The organism is Ferrovibrio sp. GW821-FHT12B10 (assembly GCF_058807515.1).
In genome coordinates this window covers 1,340,594-1,356,487 of the sequence record NZ_JBXAQT010000001.1, presented here as the reverse complement: position 1 = coordinate 1,356,487, position 15,894 = coordinate 1,340,594, and the positions used below count along the sequence as shown (strand labels likewise).

15 protein-coding genes are annotated in these 15,894 nt (G+C 63.6%); 10 read left to right on the top strand and 5 right to left on the bottom strand.

Annotated features, from left to right (window positions below; all coding sequences use genetic code 11):
* Nucleotides 1-6: 6 nt before the first annotated feature.
* Nucleotides 7-630: a DUF3576 domain-containing protein gene (locus AC1RRT_RS06875; protein ID WP_493013033.1), complete on the bottom strand. Its 624-nt coding sequence runs from the start codon at nt 628-630 to the stop codon at nt 7-9.
* Nucleotides 631-758: 128 nt separating this feature from the next.
* Here AC1RRT_RS06875 and AC1RRT_RS06870 point away from each other — a divergent pair, with 128 nt between their 5' ends.
* The 3 genes from AC1RRT_RS06870 (at nt 759) to AC1RRT_RS06860 (ending at nt 4,720) form a co-directional block, all read left to right on the top strand.
* The gene (locus AC1RRT_RS06870) at nt 759-1,652 is read left to right on the top strand and encodes a tetratricopeptide repeat protein (RefSeq protein ID WP_493013032.1); all 894 of its coding nucleotides are present in this window, start codon (nt 759-761) and stop codon (nt 1,650-1,652) included.
* 259 nt (nt 1,653-1,911) lie between these two features.
* Entirely contained in the window at nt 1,912-3,123 is a 1,212-nt protein-coding gene (locus AC1RRT_RS06865; RefSeq protein ID WP_493013031.1) for a porin, read from the top strand.
* Nucleotides 3,124-3,409: 286 nt separating this feature from the next.
* Nucleotides 3,410-4,720: a porin gene (locus AC1RRT_RS06860; RefSeq protein ID WP_493013030.1), complete on the top strand. Its 1,311-nt coding sequence runs from the start codon at nt 3,410-3,412 to the stop codon at nt 4,718-4,720.
* 60 nt (nt 4,721-4,780) lie between these two features.
* Here the strand turns inward: AC1RRT_RS06860 and ubiB are convergent, their stop codons facing one another.
* Both ubiB and ubiE read right to left on the bottom strand, forming a co-directional pair.
* Entirely contained in the window at nt 4,781-6,349 is a 1,569-nt protein-coding gene (gene ubiB / locus AC1RRT_RS06855) for a 2-polyprenylphenol 6-hydroxylase (RefSeq protein ID WP_493013029.1), read from the bottom strand.
* A 7-nt stretch (nt 6,350-6,356) separates the two neighbouring features.
* The gene (gene ubiE, locus AC1RRT_RS06850) at nt 6,357-7,118 is read right to left on the bottom strand and encodes a bifunctional demethylmenaquinone methyltransferase/2-methoxy-6-polyprenyl-1,4-benzoquinol methylase UbiE (RefSeq protein WP_493013028.1); all 762 of its coding nucleotides are present in this window, start codon (nt 7,116-7,118) and stop codon (nt 6,357-6,359) included.
* Nucleotides 7,119-7,167: 49 nt separating this feature from the next.
* Here ubiE and mutM point away from each other — a divergent pair, with 49 nt between their 5' ends.
* The 6 genes from mutM to AC1RRT_RS06820 all read left to right on the top strand — a co-directional run bounded on the left by mutM (nt 7,168) and on the right by AC1RRT_RS06820 (nt 12,735).
* Complete coding sequence (mutM, locus tag AC1RRT_RS06845; protein WP_493013027.1) at nt 7,168-7,992, top strand: bifunctional DNA-formamidopyrimidine glycosylase/DNA-(apurinic or apyrimidinic site) lyase; 825 nt, start codon at nt 7,168-7,170, stop codon at nt 7,990-7,992.
* A 165-nt stretch (nt 7,993-8,157) separates the two neighbouring features.
* Entirely contained in the window at nt 8,158-8,520 is a 363-nt protein-coding gene (locus tag AC1RRT_RS06840; RefSeq protein WP_493013026.1) for a hypothetical protein, read from the top strand.
* Nucleotides 8,521-8,539: 19 nt separating this feature from the next.
* Nucleotides 8,540-9,316, top strand: coding sequence for an enoyl-CoA hydratase (locus AC1RRT_RS06835; protein ID WP_493013025.1), 777 nt, complete (start codon nt 8,540-8,542; stop codon nt 9,314-9,316).
* A 53-nt stretch (nt 9,317-9,369) separates the two neighbouring features.
* Nucleotides 9,370-10,500, top strand: a complete 1,131-nt coding sequence (locus tag AC1RRT_RS06830) for an ATP phosphoribosyltransferase regulatory subunit (RefSeq protein ID WP_493013024.1) — start codon at nt 9,370-9,372, stop codon at nt 10,498-10,500.
* Nucleotides 10,501-10,516: 16 nt separating this feature from the next.
* Nucleotides 10,517-11,812: an adenylosuccinate synthase gene (locus AC1RRT_RS06825; protein WP_493013023.1), complete on the top strand. Its 1,296-nt coding sequence runs from the start codon at nt 10,517-10,519 to the stop codon at nt 11,810-11,812.
* Between the two features lie 227 nt (nt 11,813-12,039).
* Nucleotides 12,040-12,735 carry a hypothetical protein gene (locus tag AC1RRT_RS06820; protein WP_493013022.1) on the top strand — a complete coding sequence of 232 codons (696 nt, stop codon included), beginning with the start codon at nt 12,040-12,042 and terminating at the stop codon, nt 12,733-12,735.
* A gap of 36 nt (nt 12,736-12,771) precedes the next feature.
* Here AC1RRT_RS06820 and rpoH read toward each other — a convergent pair whose 3' ends face one another.
* Entirely contained in the window at nt 12,772-13,680 is a 909-nt protein-coding gene (gene rpoH, locus AC1RRT_RS06815; protein ID WP_493013021.1) for an RNA polymerase sigma factor RpoH, read from the bottom strand.
* A gap of 196 nt (nt 13,681-13,876) precedes the next feature.
* On the opposite strand from rpoH, the gene AC1RRT_RS06810 reads away from it, so the two are divergent.
* Entirely contained in the window at nt 13,877-14,839 is a 963-nt protein-coding gene (locus AC1RRT_RS06810; protein ID WP_493013020.1) for a dienelactone hydrolase family protein, read from the top strand.
* Between the two features lie 3 nt (nt 14,840-14,842).
* On the opposite strand, the gene AC1RRT_RS06805 is transcribed toward AC1RRT_RS06810, so the two are convergent.
* The gene (locus tag AC1RRT_RS06805) at nt 14,843-15,886 is read right to left on the bottom strand and encodes an RluA family pseudouridine synthase (protein ID WP_493013019.1); all 1,044 of its coding nucleotides are present in this window, start codon (nt 15,884-15,886) and stop codon (nt 14,843-14,845) included.
* Between the last annotated feature and the right edge of the window lie 8 nt (nt 15,887-15,894).

The following is a 15,894-nucleotide window of genomic DNA, read 5'->3' as shown; positions in this document are numbered from 1 at the left end:
CGCCGCTTAGCGGCGCGCTTCGGCTTCCATGCGGAATTCGCGAGCCCGCTGCAGAATGGCATTTTCCATGCTCACGGCAGTGTTGGGCGCCGCAGCCTGATCAAGCCAGCCATCGCCTTGGCGCACCTGGCGGAAAACGCCAACGCGCAGGCCATCGGCCCGCAGGGCGCGATCCAGGATGTAGACGGTGACCTTGAAACGCTCGTTCGGGGTCTGCGGCGGCACATACCAGTCGGTAATGATAACGCCGCCGAAGGGATCGGCAGAGGCCAGCGGCATGAAGGAGATGGCATCCAGCGAGGCGCGCCAGAGGAAGCTGTTCACACCGATACCGCCGCTGCCACCCTGATCGTCGGTCTTCTTGTTGCCGCCGCCCAGAATATTGAGGCCGCCGGGGCCGAAAATGGTGGAGCGCTCGGCACTCTGCGGCGCTGGGTTGTAGTTGCCGCTGCCATCCTTTTCAGGATAGGAGGTCTGGGTCTGGCCATCGCCCGGCGAGCTGCAGCCGGCCAGGACGACGAGGCTGCCGGCGACCAGCAGGACAGCCAGATGCGATCCGACTCGGGCCAGTCGATACGGCAGGGGCCAGCCGGAAATCGAGCGCAAAATCTGCGGGCGCGCAAAAGCCATCGCAGCCGTCCTCCTGAAACGCGTTAAGGATGCGTGGAATAGCACAGTTTCAGGCGGCCCGCCAATCGTCTGGTCCTTGGTGAGCGGAGGATTGCCAGCTTCCGGGAAAAGCCTTAAAGCCGGCGCTGATGCCGCTGACGGATGCCGCCATCGATGACCTTTTGCGCCGCGCCTGGGACGCCCAGGCCGCAGGCAATATCGATGCCGCCATCGCGCTTTACCGGCAAATCCTGGCCGAGCGCGATATTCCGCCGGCCTGGCTCGGCCTTGGGCAGTGTCATCTGGAGCGCAAGGATAGTGTCGGGGCCCTTGATGCTTTCCGCCGCGCCGGTGCGCTGATGCCCAATTCCGGCGCGATCCGCCACATGATCGCCATGCTGGAGGGCGGGGTGCCGCCGGATCGGGCCCCGGACGACTACGTCCTGTGGGTCTTCGACGGCCATGCGGATCATTTTGACGCCCATCTGGCGGCCCTGCAGTATCGCGGACCGCAGATGATCGCCGCCCTGGCCGAAGCCGCCTGGCCGAAACAGGCGACCCGGACGATTCTCGACCTGGGCTGCGGGACCGGGTTGAATGCCCCCCTGTTCCGGCCCTATGCGACGCGGCTCGATGGCCTGGATCTGGCCGCGCGCATGCTCCGGCAGGCCAGCGACCGGGGTTATGACCATCTCTACAAAGCCGAGATTCACACCTTCCTGCGCCGCCCCCCTGTCCGGTATGACGTGCTGCTGTCGACCGATGTGTTTATCTACATCGGCAAGCTGGATGGGATTTTTAATCTTTCAAAACAGAATCTTAGCGAGAGTGGTGAAATTCTGTGCACCATTGAGTTGGGGGCGCCAGATGATCCGCCGATCCAGCTCATGCCCCGCGGGCGGTTCCGGCAGACCGATGCCTATATCCGTGCCTGTGCGGAGGCGGCGGATTTCGAGGTCGTGACCTTTGCCGACGAGACACTACGCATTGAAAATGGACAGCCGGAGCCCGGTCGGGCGTATCATTTTCGGCGCCGCAAATAGGGCAAAAAGCGGATCGCATTTTGATCGTCAAATCCAGTATAAGCTTTTGACAAGAAAAGAAAATTTCACGAAATACGGCAATATTGTGGCCCAATTGCAACACCGCGCGCAAAAAGCACCGGGAAAACGCTGCTTTTATTGACACTTGCAGGGGGGGGATGGCTTGATCCTCGACGATCACATGGCCGGAGTCGGCTGTCTGTTCGCTGCTAGTGACTAGCATTGAAACCCTAATCCCGGTGGGAGAGGAAAGAGGAAAATGAAGAAGACTCTGCTTCTGCAAACCGCGCTTGTTGCCGCTGCTGGCCTGTTCGTGGCCGACATCGCTTCCGCGCAAGTCAAGGCTGAACCGATCAGCGTCACGGTCGGTGGCTACATGAATCGTTCGTTCAAGGTCCAGGACCGCTCTAAAGCGGCCGGGAGCGCCCAGACCGACCGTTCGGCCGCCACCTTCGGCGCACCAGACGCGGAAATCTGGTTCAACATCCGCGCGGTGCTGGACAATGGCCTGAAGGTCGGCGGCCGCATCGAGCTGGAAGGCGCCACCGACGGCGACCAGATCGACGAAAGCTACATGTGGTTCGAAAACGATTCTTTCGGCCGCATGGAAATCGGCTCGACTGATCGGGTCACTTCGAAGATGAACTATTTCGCTCCTAGCGCCATCCCAGGTTATTCGACCGGTTCGTCGGCCTCGGAAAATTCAGCCTATATTACTCCGGCAAACAATCGCGCTGGTGGCACCACGATGTGGTTTGCTAACGCTGCTCATGATACCGAAGGTCTTAACCTGTACACCGCTTCGAACCGCTACTTTGGTTCTAAGGTGGGCAAGGGCCTGCAGCTCGGCTATTCGTATATTGCTGACGGTTGTCAGGACTATGCTAACACTAGTTCTCTGCAGGGCACTGCCGCTGCGGGCACCTGCCCTGTTGGCTTCGGCGTGACCAATGACGCTGGCGTTCACAACAACCATCAGGTTGCTGCGAACTACATCGAATCGTTCGGTGCCTTTGGCTTGGCTCTGTATGGCGCTTACATCAGCACCAACTTGGAGACTGCGACTGCTCCGGCCGTGCGGGATCGCGTTGATGGCTGGCAGGCCGGTGGTCAGTTGACCTTCAATGTCGGTGACGGCTCGACCGTCACCTTCGGCGGTGGCTACAAGTCGGAAGAAGTGAGCACTACGATTGACCGCAAAGCCTACAACGCTGGCCTGCGCTATCTGACCAACGGTGTGGCGCCGGGTTCCATCGGTCTGGGTGCGGAATATCTCCGCGTCAAGGGTGAGGAAACTGGTTTCGCTGACGATAAGTATGATCTGCTTCAGGCCGGTCTGACCTATCAGCTTGCCGCTGGCATCCTGCTTTATAGCGGTATCGGCGCCTATGACTACGAGGACGGCAACAATGTTGCTGCCAACCAGTCCAAGGCGACCTTTGGCGTGATCGGCGCTCGCCTCGACTTCTAAGCCGATACACTCGGTTTGATCCGGGAAAGGGGCGGGTTTAACCCGCCCTTTTCTTTTTGAACGGCGATTTGTAATTTCCGCGTTTCGATCGAGGAATGTGATGGTCGACACAGGAAGTGGCGGCTTTCGGATCACAGTAGGTGGCAAATTCTTCCGCCCCTGTCGCAGTTACGCTCCTTTCGTTGACAACGGCCGGCCTGGAAATCAGGGTTCGTCCCGCGCTTAGCGCCATTCGTGGGTCGCCCCCGGCGATGCTGACATATCCTCACCTAGAAGGACCCAACGGATGAAAAAGACCCTACTGCTCCAGACTGCCTTGGTTGCCGCTGCCGGCCTGTTCCTGGCCGATATTGCATCCGCTCAGGTCAAGGCCGAGCCGATCAGCGTCAGCGTCGGCGGCTACATGATGCGCACCTACAAGTTCCAGGATCGCGATAACACCCCGGCGCATCTTGATCGCAGCTCCAACACCATTGGCGCCGGCGACACCGAAATCTGGTTCAATATTCGCGGCGTGCTCGATAACGGCCTGGTGGCCGGCGGCCGCATTGAACTGGAAGGCAACACCGACGGCGACCAGATCGACGAAAGCTACATGTTCTTCGAACGCGCCGATATAGGCCGTGCGGAAATCGGTTCCACTGATCGTGCGTCCTCGAAGATGGTCTATGGCGCCCCCTCGGCCCTGCCGAATATCGGAACCATCGATCCGGCCGCCAACACCAATGTGATCAACGCCCCTTCGGGTGCGCGCACGACCGGCCCGCTCAGCAAGTTTGGAGCCTCCGGTGATGATACTGAAGGTCTGAACCTGTATACCGCTTCGAACCGCTATTTCGGCTCGAAGGCCGGTAAGGGTCTGCAGCTTGGCTTCTCGTATGTTCCGGATGGTTGCCAGGACTTTGCCAACGCCTCCTCGCTGCAGGGGACGCCCAGCGCCAACGCCTGCTCACCGGGCTTTGGCCTGACCACGGATCCGGGTCAGTTCACCAAGATCTACTCGGCGGCGGCGAACTACATCGAGTCGTTCGGCCCGGTCGATCTCGGTGTGATGGTTGGCTACAACCACTACAACATCGAAGCCAACGGCACGGCTCCGACTGCTGCCTCGGGCGGCGCTCAGATCTTCAAGCAGAATGGTCTTGAGGGCTTCATGGCCGGCGCCACCGCCACCTACAACATCGGCGATGGTTCGATCGTGCAGGTCGGCGGCGCTTGGAAGACCGAAGAGACCGGTACCAAGAATCCGCTCACCAATGCCGGTGGCGACCAGCGCGATGTCTACAGCCTCGGTGTGAAGTACCTCACCAACGGCACCCGTCCGGGTTCGGTCGGTGTCGGTGCGGACTTCTCGCTCAGCAAGACCGACCAGGGCAACATTGGTGGCACCGCCGTCGGCGGCCGCGACAAGTTCACCTGGTACAGCGTCGGCGTCAGCTACCAGCTGGCCAGCGGCATCCTGCTGTTCGGCGGCGGCGGTCAGTATGACTTCGACGATGCCTACAGTGCCGGTGCGACCCCGAACGGCGTTGCCGCTCAGGCGAACAACGACGCCAAGGCCACCTTCGGCCTCGTCGGCGCGCGCTTCGACTTCTGATCCGAACCGATCAGTGCAAACGGGAAGGGGCCGGGAAACCGGCCCCTTTTCTTTTGGCGATCAAACGAAAAGTGCGAGTGCCAGCAGTGTGGCAATCGCCCATAGCGCCCAGAGAAGCGGCCGTCGCCGGCGCGCCTGGGCCTCGGCATGACTCTCGGCCAGCGCCAGGATGCTGGCTGTACTTAAGTGCAGGCCGTCTGCCTGCGCCGTTTCGGCCAGGCTTTCCAGATCGCGCGCCACCTTGGGCAGGCGTTTGGCGAAATCGACCAGCGTGCCGGCGGCTTCGCGCATATAGGCTTCGGGTCCCATATTCGTGCGCGCCCAATCCTCGATCACTGGCCGTGCTACTTCCCAGAAATTGATCTCTGGATCGAGGCTGCGCGCCACACCTTCCACAGTCACCATGGTCTTCTGTAGCAGCAGCAGATGAGTCTGCGTCTGCATCCCGAAGGTTTCGGTGATCTGGAACAGCTGCGCCAGCAGGCGGCCGATGGAGATTTCGGTGACCGGTCGATCAAGAATGGGTTCGCCGATGGAGCGGCAGGCCTGGGCGAAGGCGTCGACGCTGCGGTCGGCCGGTACATAGCCGGCCTCGAAATGCACTTCGGCGGCGCGACGCCAGTTACCGGTCAGGAAGGCGCCGAGCATTTCGGCCATGAAGCGGCGGGTCTTGAGGTCGAGCCGGCCCATAATGCCGAAATCGACCAGCTCCAGTCGGCCATCGGCGGCCACGAACAGATTGCCATGATGCATGTCGGCATGGAAATAGCCGTCGCGCAAAGCCTGCTTGAGGAAGACCCGGATGACGCGTTCGGCCACCGCCTTCACATCGACGCCGGCCGTCACCAGGGCGGCCCGATCCTCGATCGGCGTGCCGCTGATCCGCTGCACGGTCAACACGCGGCGCGCCGTGCGTTGCCAGTCGATGGCAGGCACGATCACATCGACATCGTCGAGGAAATTGTCGCGCAGCTCGGACGCTGCCGCCGCTTCGAGCCGCAGGTCGAGCTCGATGGCGACCCAATCGCGCAACGACATCACCACTTCGCGCGGCCGCAAGCGTGCCATGCCCGGGGCGCGCAGTTCTGCCGTTTCCGCGATCCAGGCAAACAGCGCCAGATCGCGGGCAAAGGCTGCTTCCACGCCTGGCCGCAGGATTTTCACCGCCACCGGCAGGCCTTCGCTGGTTTCGGCCAGGTGGACCTGCGCCACACTGGCGGCCGCCACAGGTTCGGGGGTCACATGATTGAACAGCGTCTCGACCGGCACGCCGAGTTCTGTTTCCAGAATCATTTTGGCCTGCGTCCAGGAAAATGGCGGAAGCTTGTCGCGCAGACGACCCAGATCCTCGGCAATTGCCGTACCCACTACATCGGGGCGCACGGACAGCACCTGGCCCAGTTTGATGTAGCTCGGTCCCAGATCACCCAGCGCCGCTGCCAGCCGCTCACCGGGTCGCAGGGCAGGGTGGCGACGGCCGAACACCGTCTGGAACAGTTTCAGCGCCACACGGGCGCTGCGCGGGGTGAAGGCTGAATCCTGCAGCAGGAACAGCGCATCGTGGCGCGCGAAACTGCGTCCGGTGACGAACAGGCGAAGCAGATGGCGCAAGTCGGTCAGCACAGCCACGGAAAGCTCAGATGCGATAGGCGGAATGGAGCGCGGCGATGCCGCCGGTGAGATCGCGCACGGAAACCTGGTCGAAACCGGCCTCGGTGATCATGGCGGCGAAGCGCTCCTGATTCGGGAACTTGCGGATGCTTTCAGCCAAATAGCGATAGGAGTCTTCATCCTTGGCGACGATACCGCCGATCTTGGGCAGCAGGTTGAAACTGTAGACGTCGTACAATGCCGCCATAGCCGGATTGCGCACGGTGGAGAATTCCAGGCAGAGGAAGCGGCCACCGGGCTTCAGCACGCGATAGGCCTCGCGCAGGGCGGCGTCGATATGGGTCACGTTGCGGATGCCGAAAGCAATGGTATAGGCATCCACCGAACGGTCAGGCAGCGACAGGTGTTCCGCATCCATGCAGGCCCAGGTCAGCCGCGACAGCCTTGCCTGATCGATGGCGCGATTGCGGCCCTGCTCCAGCATGGAGGTGTTGATGTCGGCGACCAGCACTTCGGCCTGCGGGGCGCGGTCCAGAATGCGGAAGGCGATGTCGCCGGTGCCGCCGGCCATGTCCAGCACGCGCATCGCACCATGGGGGTTGAGCCAGCCGATCATGCTGTTCTTCCACAGCCGGTGTATGCCGCCCGACATCAGGTCATTCATGATGTCGTAGGAGCCGGCCACCGAGTCGAACACGCCACGCACCAGCCCGGCCTTTTCGCTTTCCCGCACGGTGCGGAAGCCGAAATGGGTCTCATCGCCGGGATTCGGGCCTGTCTGGGTCATGCGGGCCAGACCATAGCCGAATTGGCCCTGTAACGGTATAGACGGAGGCATGCCTGAGCTGCCCGAAGTCGAGACCACCCGCCGGGGGCTGGCCCTGAAACTGGAGGGCCGGCGCATCACGCGCATCGAGGCGCGGCGGCCGGACCTGCGGTTTCCGCTGCCCAAGAATTTCGCCAAATCGATCCAGGGCCGCCGGGTCGAGACGCTGGAGCGCCGGGCCAAATACATCCTGGTTCGCCTGGAAGGCGACCTGGTCTGGATCATTCATCTTGGCATGTCGGGCCGCATGGTGATGCGGCAGGGCTGGCCCAACGACATCGGCCCGCATGACCATGTGATTTTCGGTACCGACGAGGGCTGGGCCGTCACCTTCAACGATGCCCGCCGTTTCGGCATGATGGACCTTGTTCCCAGCAGTAAGCTGGTAGCCCACAAGCTGCTGGCCGGAATCGGTCCTGAGCCGCTGGACGATGCCTTTACGGCCGCCGTCCTGATCGAGGCCCTGAAGGGCAAGAAGGCGCCGATGAAGGCCGCCCTGCTGGATCAGACCGTGGTGGCGGGGCTGGGCAACATCTATGTCTGCGAGGCGTTGTTTCGCGCCGGCATCCATCCGGAAAAACTTGCCGGCAGCGTGAAGGCCGACAAGCTGCACAAGCTCGTGCCGGCCATCAAGGCCGTGCTGACCGAAGCGCTGAAGGCCGGTGGCTCTTCCCTGCGCGACTATGTGCAGTCGGATGGCGAACTGGGCTATTTCCAGACCCGGTTCCGGGTCTATGACCGCGAGGGGCAGGCCTGCGTCACCTGCAAGGCCGCCGTTCGCCGGATCGTCCAGTCGGGACGCTCCACCTTCTATTGCGGCCGCTGCCAGAAATAGCCTGATAAAGGCCGGATTCGGCCCCGGATTCCCTGTGTGATTCCGGGCCTCCGGGGCTTCCAACCGACGGCCTGATCTGCCAAATTCCCGGCCATGTTCCGCCCCGGCTGGAGGTTCTTCCCGGTCCCGGCGCTAGCTGCACTTTTCGTCCTTGCCACACCCCCCGTGAGCGGTGTCGTCATTGGCGGTCTGGCGCTGGCGGGGATTCGTGCAAGCCTCATCAGCCACGCTCATGCGGCGGCCGGCTTTCTTTCCATCGCTGAAGACGTGCCCTTGATGCCCGGTCTGGCTGAAAATGCCGACGCCGCCACGGTGTTCGACAAGCCGACTGGCCGCATCGGTAGCACCGAGGCCAAGGGTAATGTCACCGCCGCCGCCGTGCGGCAGTTCTATGCCGCCACCCTGCCGCAGTTGGGCTGGCAGGCCGCCGGGTCGGAAGAATTCCGCCGCGATACCGAACAGCTGAAAATCAGCTTCGCCGGCCGCGATGGTGCACTCACCGTGCGCTTCGAGCTGCTGCCCAAATAAAACCTGAGGAACGTTCGTCATGGCCTATGAAAACATCCTGGTGGAAACGCGCGGCCCGGTCGGCCTGATCACGTTGAATCGGCCGCAGGCGCTGAATGCGCTCAGCACGCCGCTGATGCAGGAACTGACCAAAGCCGTGGATGCGCTCGAGGCCGACGACAAGATCGGCTGCATCGTGTTGACCGGTTCGGAAAAGGCTTTTGCCGCCGGCGCCGACATCAAGGAAATGCAGCCCAAGGGCTACATGGATGTCTACAAGGAGGATTTCATCACCCGCGACTGGGAGCGCGTGGCGCGTACCCGTAAGCCGGTGATCGCGGCGGTGGCTGGCTATGCGCTGGGCGGGGGCTGTGAGCTGGCGATGATGTGCGATTTCATCATTGCCGCCGATACGGCCAAATTCGGCCAGCCCGAAATCACCATCGGCACTATTCCCGGTTCGGGCGGCACCCAGCGCCTGACGCGTTTCGTCGGCAAGTCCAAGGCGATGGAAATGTGCCTTACCGGCCGCATGATGGATGCCGCCGAGGCCGAGCGCTCCGGCCTGGTCAGCCGCATCGTGCCGGCCGCCGACCTGTTGAACGAGGTGGTCAAGACGGCGGAAAAAATCTGCGCGTTGTCGCAGCCTATCGTGATGATGGCCAAGGAATCGGTGAACCGTGCCTACGAAACCACGTTGGCCGAGGGCATCAAGTTTGAGCGTCGCGTCTTCCACTCCACCTTCGGGACAGAAGACCAGAAGGAAGGCATGAGCGCCTTCGCTGAAAAGCGCAAGCCCGCCTTCAAGAACAGGTAACGGGCAGCATCACGATGGCACCGCGCGAACGCAACCCTGCGAATGATGGCGACATGAGCGCTGCGGCTGGCCTGCTGCCGGCTGGCCTACGCGACGTGCTGCCGTCGCGCGCCGAGGCCGAGGCGAAGGCGACCGAGGCGCTGCTGGGCGCTTTCACGGCGCAGGGTTATGCACGAGTCAAGCCGCCGCTGATCGAATTCGAGGAGACCCTGCTTGCCGGTTCGGGCCAGGATCTGGCCGGTCAGATGTTCCGCGTCATGGATCCGGTGTCGCAGCGCATGATGGGCCTGCGCACTGACATCACGCTGCAGGTGGCGCGCATCGCCGCGTCGCGCCTGAAAGACTCTGCTCGTCCGCTGCGCTTCGCCTATGCGGGCCAGGTGCTGCGCGTGCGCGGGACGCAACTGCGGCCCGAACGCCAGTTCGCCCAGGCCGGCGTTGAGCTGATCGGATCGGATGCGCTGGCTGCCGATGTGGAAGTCGCCGTGCTGGCGGCCGAAGCGGTTGCAGCCCTCGGTGTCGGCGGCCTGTCGCTGGATATCACACAGCCTTTGCTGGCGCCGGCGATCATGGCCGCACATGGCCTGGAACCGAAACAGGCCCGCGCCGCGCGCCGCGCGCTGGATCGCAAGGATGCCGCCGAGCTGAAGGAAGCCGGCGGCGCCGCTGCGCCGACGCTGCTCAAGCTGCTGCCGCTGACCGGGCCGGCCCGCGCTGCGCTGGACGGCCTGAACAAACTCAAGCTGCCCGAGACCGCCGCCAAGATCGTTGCTGATCTCGATGCGCTGGTGCGCGAGGTCGCCGCCGCCGCGCCTGATCTGCAGATCACGCTCGATCCCGGCGAATTCCGGGGCTTCGAGTATCACACCGGCATTGCGTTTACGCTGTTTGCCCGCAATGTGCGTGGCGAACTCGGCCGGGGCGGCCGCTATGTGACGCCGGCCGGCGAGGCCGCCACCGGCTTCACGCTCTATCTCGACAGCGTCATGCGCGCCCTGCCGGCACAACCGGCCGCGCCGCTGGTTTATCTTCCTCATGGTACGCCACGCACGGCGGCGGCAAAGTTGCGCCAGGATGGCCATGCCACCTGGGCGGCGTTGCAGGACCAGGGTGATGTGAAAAAAGCGGCCAAGGCCGCAGGGTGCAGTCACTGGTGGGACGGCAAGGCCGTCCAGCCGCTTTGAGCTTAAGGATTTCGATATGAGCAATGTGGTTGTGGTCGGCGCCCAGTGGGGCGACGAGGGCAAGGGAAAGATTGTCGACTGGCTGTCGCTCCGCGCCGATGTGGTGGTGCGGTTCCAGGGCGGCCACAATGCCGGCCATACGCTGGTCATCGGCAATAATGTCTACAAGCTGTCGCTGCTGCCTTCGGGTATCGTGCGCAAGAACAAGCTGGCCGTGATCGGCAACGGCGTGGTGGTCGATCCCTGGGCGCTGTTCGCCGAGATCGACAAGCTGCGCGGGCAGGGCGTGGAGATCGGCGAGCATAACCTGAAGGTCGCCGATAACGCCTCGCTGATCCTGCCGTTGCATCGCGAGCTGGACGGCCTGCGCGAGGACGCCACTGATGGCGGCGTCAAGATCGGCACCACGCGTCGGGGCATCGGCCCGGCCTATGAAGACAAGGCCGGTCGCCGCGCCATCCGCATCTGCGATCTGGCCGACCAGGCCACGCTGGGCCGCAAGGTCGACGGCCTGCTGTCGCATCACAACGCGCTGCGCCGCGGCTTCGGCGTCGAGCCTGTGGATCGCGAGGCGCTGCTCAAATTGCTGGCCGAGATCGCCCCGAAGATTCTGCCTTACGCCGCCCCGGTCTGGCGCGATCTGGATGAGTCCCGCCGCGCCGGCAAGCGCATCCTGTTCGAGGGCGCGCAAGGCTCGCTGCTCGATGTCGATCATGGCACCTATCCGTTCGTGACCTCGTCCAACACCATGGCGGGTTCGGCTTCGGCCGGTTCGGGCCTCGGCCCGGGTTCGCTGGGCTATATCCTTGGCATCGTGAAGGCCTATACCACCCGCGTCGGCGAAGGCCCGTTCCCGACCGAGCTGACCGACGATATCGGCCAGTGGCTGGGCGAGAAGGGTCATGAATTCGGCGTCGTCACCGGGCGCAAGCGCCGCTGCGGCTGGTTCGATGCCGTGCTGGTACGCCAGACCGTGAAGCTGAACGGCATCCACGGCATCGCGCTGACCAAGCTCGACGTTCTGGATGGCCTGAAGGAATTGAAGATCTGCGTCGGCTACGAGGTGAACGGCAAGACGCTGGATTACTTCCCCGCCGGCATGGGTGATCAGGCTGCCGCCAAGCCGATCTACGAGACCATGGAAGGCTGGAGCGAAACCACGCGCGGCGCGCGCAGCTGGGTCGACCTGCCGGCCACGGCGGTCAAATATGTCCGCCGCATCGAGGAGCTGATCGGCGCACCGGTGGCGCTGCTCTCTACCTCGCCCGAGCGCGAGGACACCATCCTCATGAAGGATCCCTTCGAGGATTGACCGACAGATTGAGCGGCGCGGATTGATCGGCGCGGAAATCCGCCTGTATTCCTGCCATATCGCTGCCTGCCGGCCTGCGGACTTGCGTCGAATGACAGGGTAAACCCGTGCCGGTGGTGCCGCAGGTTATCGACTCTTAATGCCGCATTATTGAGCCGTAACCTGCCGCTTCGGGCCGCCCGGGGAGAGACTGCGTCCATCGAGTTCGCACCCCGGAGGAGGGGCCCATGCTCAGGACGCAGGAAGCAGCACTTTACAATTTCGGCGCTGGCGGCATGACCGCCCTGTGCGAGGCGATCTGCCTCGATGCCGTGGATGTCGCCGCTGTCAGCCGCGTGAGCATCTGGTTCTTCGACGACAAGGGCGACATGGTCTGCCAGCGTCTGCTGGATGCCCGCGACGGCCGCTTCCAGCAGGGCGCGGTGATCCCGCAATCCGCCACCTCCGCCTATATCGATGCCGCCAGCCAGGGCGTCTCCTCGATGGTCACAGAAGATGCGCCGGTCATGGACGGCCCCGCCGAAGACGTGAAGGCGCGTCTTGATATGCTGCTGGTCGATACGCACGGCCGGCCCACCGCTATTTTCCGCTGCGAGCGCCATACCGGCAATGACGACTGGCGCAGCCGCGACGTCACCATCCTGCGCAATCTGGCCCAGACCCTGGCCGCCGCCCTGCGGCAGCAGCAGGCGGGCCGCGATCTCACCCGTGACGCGCTGTCGGACCTGTCGTCCCGCGGCCTGGCGGATATGGGATCGGTGAAGCAGGATCTGTCCCGCTTCTATCGCGGCACCGAAAAGGCCATCTGGCTGCAGTCGGTGGATGCCGCGCGCGCCTTCGACGCACTGGGCCTCGATGGCCCGATGCCGTCGTTGGACATGGATTCGCTGTTCGAAAGCGATGAGGACGAAGCCTACGACTAGGCTTCGCCCCCTTTAAAACCGGCTTTTTTTCGACGTTCAGGCTTCGGCGGGTACGCCGTTCATGCCCTTCTGGGCCGCTGCGTTGCGCACGGCCTTCTGCAGCTTTTCAAAGGCTCGTACCTCGATCTGGCGCACGCGCTCGCGGCTGATGCCGTAGCGCGCCGACAGGTCTTCCAGCGTGGTCGGTTCCTCGGTGAGGCGACGCTGGGCCAGGATGTCGCGCTCGCGTTCGTTGAGCTGCGCCATCGCCGTGGTCAGCAGCGCCTTGCGGCTGTCGAACTCGTCGCCTTCCACCAGGCGAGCTTCCTGGTTCGGCGTCTCGTCCACCAGCCAGTCCTGCCACTCGCTGCCGCCGTCCTCGTCGCTACGCAGCGGCGCGTTCAGCGAACTGTCAGGACCGGCCAGACGGCGGTCCATGGTGATGACCTCGTCCTTGGAGACATCCAGCTGGGTGGCGATCTTCTCGACCTGGTCGGGCGTGAGCTGGCCGCCGTCGATCGCCTTCATCTGGCCGCGCAGGCGACGCAGGTTGAAGAACAGCTTCTTCTGGGCTGCCGTCGTGCCGATCTTCACCAGCGACCACGAGCGCAGGATGTATTCCTGGATCGAGGCGCGGATCCACCACATGGCATAGGTCGAGAGGCGGAAGCCGCGATCCGGATCGAAACGCTTCACCGCCTGCATCATGCCGACATTGCCTTCGGAGATCAGTTCACCGACCGGCAGGCCGTAGCCGCGATAGCCCATGGCGATCTTGGCCACCAGGCGCAAATGGCTGGTTACAAGTTTATGCGCTGACTGCACGTCACCATGATCCCGCCAGGACTTGGCGAGCATGTATTCCTCCTGCGCTTCCAGCATGGGGAAGCGGCGGATTTCGGCGAGGTAGCGGCCAAGGCCGCCCTCGACCGAGGACAAAGCAGGCAGGCTGACGGTGGTCGACATCTTCGGTGAAACTCCCCCGCCCGGTCGCGCTTTTTCGGCGTCCGGCGCTGGTTCAGAAATGGGTGCCCTGTCTTTCATTTGCAATAAGATGAGCGGTCAAATACGGCGGAAGTGCGACTGCCGAAGCCCGGTCTGGACGCCTCGGCGCGCTTTTGTGATAGTGCTCACAGGCATGGTGCAACCTCAAGGGGTGGTTATGGGGTGGGTCCGGATCCGGGTTATCGGGCTGGTCGTATTGGGGGCCGGTCTGCCCCTGCCGGCCATGAGCCAGATCAAGGAAATCATCGAATTCCAGAGCACCTCGCGCAGCGGTCCGGTGACCGTGAAGGCGGAGCTGTTCCTGCCCGAGGGTGGCGCGACCGGCCTGCCGGCCATGGTGATCCACCATGGCAGCGGCGGGGTTACGGACAGCCGCGAATACGCCTATGCGCGCGAGTTCATCAAGATGAATGTCGCCGCCATCATCCCGGACTCCTTCACGCCGCGCGGCGTGAAAAGCACGGTGGCCGACCAGAGCACAGTCTCGACCAACGACATGATCACCGATGCCTTCGGGGCCCTGAAGCTGGCGGCCGCACATCCGCGCATTGATCCAGCCCGCATCGGCATCACCGGCTTCTCCAAGGGCGGCAGCGTGGCCATGCGCACCGGCCTGCAGTTGATGGCGAACCGTCATGTGCCGAACGGCCCACGCTTTGCGCTGCATGTGCCGTTCTATGCCGGCTGCGACAGCATGTATCTGAACATGCGCACGACCGGTGCGCCGATGCTGGTGCTGATCGGCGGCGCCGATACCTATGTGGGGACGGAGCGCTGCATCGATGCGGTTGACCGCATGAATGCGGCGGGCAGCGCGGTGGAGATGATCGTCTATCCGAATGCCCAGCATGGCTGGGACGGGACTGGCCGGCCCTGGAACTATTCCAACGGCGAAAACTACAGCAAATGCGTCTATGTCGAGCAGCCTGACCGTAGTTGGGTCGAGCAGACCTCCGGCCTCACCACATCAGGTCGCGATGGCCGCGTGATCCCGGAGGCCGCGCAGAAGGCCTTGGCCGCCTGCCGCACCATGGGCGTCAGCGGCGGGCCGGACGCGGAGGCCAAGGCGAAGTCCATGGAGGCCCTGAAGGGCGCGATGCGCGCGGCTTTCAAGCTTTAAGCGTCACCGCGGCGTCGAGCGCTGCGTCGACAGCAGCTTCAGCAGATTGGCGAAATCCGCCGGCAGAGGGCTTTCGAAGCGTAGCGCCTTGCCACTGACCGGATGGCGGAAGCCCAGGGTGGCGGCATGCAGCGCCTGGCGCTTGAAGCCGCTCAAGGCGGCCCGCGCGGCATCGCTTAACTGATAGCGCTGCAGGTTGCGGGCGCGGCCGTAGGTGGGGTCGCCGATCAGCGCATTGCCCTTCGCTGTCATATGCACGCGGATCTGATGTGTGCGGCCGGTTTCCAGCGTGCAGCGCACCAGCGCGCAGACCGGCTGGCCCTTGGCGTCGAAGATCATCTTCTTGGTTTCGTAATGCGTGATGGCGTCCTTGCCGCCGCGCTCGACGATGGCCATGCGTTTGCGGTCCTTGGGGTCGCGGCCGATCGCGCCCTCGATGGTGCCCTGCAGCGGATTGGGGTGACTCCAGACCAGCGCGTCGTAACTACGCTCGATGTCATGCTCGGCGAACAGCGCCGCCAGCCCGTGATGGGCACGGTCGGTCTTGGCGGCGACCACCAGGCCTGACGTATCCTTGTCGATGCGATGCACGATGCCCGGCCGCTTGACACCGCCGATCCCTGAGAGGCTGTCGCCGCAATGATGCAGCAGCGCGTTGACCAGCGTCCTGTCGGGGCTGCCGGGGGCGGGATGCACCACCAGCCCGGCTGGCTTGTCGACCACGATCAGCTGGTCGTCCTCGTAGACCACGTTGAGCGCGATGTCCTGCGCCTCCGGGATCGCCGCCACGGCGGCTGGCTGGCCCACGGTATAGACCTCACCCGGTTTGATCTTGCGCGAGGGGTCGGTTATCGTCGCGCCATTAAGATGCACATGGCCGTCGAGGATCAGCGATTTCAGACGCGACCGCGACAGCGACGCCTCATCCCCGCCCGGCAGGCCGGCGAGCACCGTCGCCAGATAGCGGTCGAGCCGTTCGCCGGCGGTATCCGGCGGAACGGGCGGCAGGTCTTGCAGGGCCGTGATCGGGTTGGGGGCGTCGGACATGCGACTGG

What these genes read in the sequence shown, in the direction of transcription:
- AC1RRT_RS06875 (WP_493013033.1), bottom strand. Translation starts at nt 630, where the DNA reads ATGGCTTTTGCGCGCCCGCAGATTTTGCGCTCGATTTCCGGCTGGCCC.
- AC1RRT_RS06870 (WP_493013032.1), top strand. Translation starts at nt 759, where the DNA reads ATGCCGCTGACGGATGCCGCCATCGATGACCTTTTGCGCCGCGCCTGG.
- AC1RRT_RS06865 (WP_493013031.1), top strand. Translation starts at nt 1,912, where the DNA reads ATGAAGAAGACTCTGCTTCTGCAAACCGCGCTTGTTGCCGCTGCTGGC.
- AC1RRT_RS06860 (WP_493013030.1), top strand. Translation starts at nt 3,410, where the DNA reads ATGAAAAAGACCCTACTGCTCCAGACTGCCTTGGTTGCCGCTGCCGGC.
- ubiE (WP_493013028.1), bottom strand. Translation starts at nt 7,118, where the DNA reads ATGACCCAGACAGGCCCGAATCCCGGCGATGAGACCCATTTCGGCTTC.
- mutM (WP_493013027.1), top strand. Translation starts at nt 7,168, where the DNA reads ATGCCTGAGCTGCCCGAAGTCGAGACCACCCGCCGGGGGCTGGCCCTG.
- AC1RRT_RS06835 (WP_493013025.1), top strand. Translation starts at nt 8,540, where the DNA reads ATGGCCTATGAAAACATCCTGGTGGAAACGCGCGGCCCGGTCGGCCTG.
- AC1RRT_RS06830 (WP_493013024.1), top strand. Translation starts at nt 9,370, where the DNA reads ATGAGCGCTGCGGCTGGCCTGCTGCCGGCTGGCCTACGCGACGTGCTG.
- AC1RRT_RS06825 (WP_493013023.1), top strand. Translation starts at nt 10,517, where the DNA reads ATGAGCAATGTGGTTGTGGTCGGCGCCCAGTGGGGCGACGAGGGCAAG.
- AC1RRT_RS06820 (WP_493013022.1), top strand. Translation starts at nt 12,040, where the DNA reads ATGCTCAGGACGCAGGAAGCAGCACTTTACAATTTCGGCGCTGGCGGC.
- rpoH (WP_493013021.1), bottom strand. Translation starts at nt 13,680, where the DNA reads ATGTCGACCACCGTCAGCCTGCCTGCTTTGTCCTCGGTCGAGGGCGGC.
- AC1RRT_RS06810 (WP_493013020.1), top strand. Translation starts at nt 13,877, where the DNA reads ATGGGGTGGGTCCGGATCCGGGTTATCGGGCTGGTCGTATTGGGGGCC.
- AC1RRT_RS06805 (WP_493013019.1), bottom strand. Translation starts at nt 15,886, where the DNA reads ATGTCCGACGCCCCCAACCCGATCACGGCCCTGCAAGACCTGCCGCCC.